The following is a 1,502-nucleotide window of genomic DNA, read 5'->3' as shown; positions in this document are numbered from 1 at the left end:
GATCGCGTGCCGAATGTTGGTGTAAGGAGCCGCTTCCCTGGCCGTAGAAAGCAGGAAGCGGTTATCGCCTAGAATTCTAATTGCTGAAGTCAGGATTCGTGGAAAGGCAATAACCGCATATGGACAAGATACACGAGATTGCGGGCGACGGCACCCAGATGCCGAGATTCGACGACGGCATGGTGAACATGACGGAGCTGATCAGGGTCATGGCCGAGTCGCTCGTCAACGAGATCATGGACGCCCAGGCCGACGAGGCCTGCGAGGCCGGCAACCAGAGAAACGGATACCGCGAGCGCAGGCTCACCACCAGCGTGGGGACCATCAACCTCAGGATCCCGAAGCTGCGCGCGGGGAGCTACTTCCCGGAGGACCTGATCGAGCGCTACTCGCGCGCGGACCGCGCGGTCGTCGCCGCGGTCTCCGAGATGGTGACCAACGGCGTGTCCACCAGGAAGGTGAAGCGCGTGGCGCAGTCCATGGGCATAGACCGAATGAGCGCCAGCCAGGTGTCGAGGATGTGCTCGTCGCTGGACGAGTCGGTCGCCGACCTGCAGGAACGCGACCTGTCCGACGTCGCCTACCCCTACATCTGGCTCGACGCCACCTACATCAAGTGCAGGGACGCCGGCCGCGTGCAGTCCACCGCGCTCGTGACCGCCATCGGCGCCGGCTCGGGCGGGTACAGGCGCCTTCTGGGGCTCGACGCCATCGACACGGAGTCCTACGACGGCTGGAGGGCGTTCCTTCTCTCGCTGCGGGCGCGCGGGGTCGACGGCGTCATCTGCGTCACCAGCGATGCGCACGAGGGCCTCAGGCGCGCGATCCAGGAGGTCTTCCCCGGCGCCGCGTGGCAGCGCTGCATCGTGCACCTGATGCGCAACGCCGCCGGCAACGCGCCGACCAGGCAGAAGAGGGCCGCGATCCTCGGCATCCTCAAGGCCGTGTTCTCGGAGCGCGACCCTGAGCTGGTGCGGGAACTGTACCAGCTGGCCATAGGCCAGATAGAGGGCTTCTGCCCCAAGGCCGCCGCAATCCTTGAGGAGGCCGAGGCCGACGCCCTGGCCTACCTGGACTTCCCCTACGAGCACCACGTGAGGCTGCGCACCAACAACGTGCAGGAGCGCGCCAACCGAGAGCTCAAGCGGCGGAGCCGCGTCGTGCAGGTGTTCCCGTCCAGGAAATCCCTGATCAGGATGATGGGTGCGGTGTTCTCCGAGCTGGATGAGGAATGGGCTGGCCGACGCTGGTTCAGCGACGACTCCATAGGCAGGGCCGTGGAGGGCGCAAAAGTCAACGCGCCGAAGCACGCCTACGAGGGCACCGCGGCAGAGCACGCGGCCAGGATCATCGCGCTCGTCGTGGCCGACAACCCGATTTCCGGCAGGAAGGCGGCGTGACATGAGCTAGAATGACGGCATTCTAGGTGATTCTCGCCTCGCTCAGGCGGCCTCCGGCCACAATCGCGAGGCGAGCCTTACACCAACTTTTGCGACACTACC

Annotated in this window: 1 protein-coding gene; it reads left to right on the top strand. The window is 65.4% G+C overall.

The annotated features are described in order from the left end of the window. Window positions 1-119: 119 nt before the first annotated feature. Complete coding sequence (locus tag ACQRCA_RS08365; RefSeq protein ID WP_427719880.1) at window positions 120-1,400, top strand: IS256 family transposase; 1,281 nt, start codon at window positions 120-122, stop codon at window positions 1,398-1,400. Window positions 1,401-1,502 lie beyond the last annotated feature (102 nt).

Source organism: Collinsella sp. SGI.095 (assembly GCF_050314535.1).
Taxonomy (GTDB): Bacteria; Actinomycetota; Coriobacteriia; order Coriobacteriales; family Coriobacteriaceae; genus Collinsella.
This window is presented reverse-complemented; position numbering and strand designations above follow the sequence as displayed.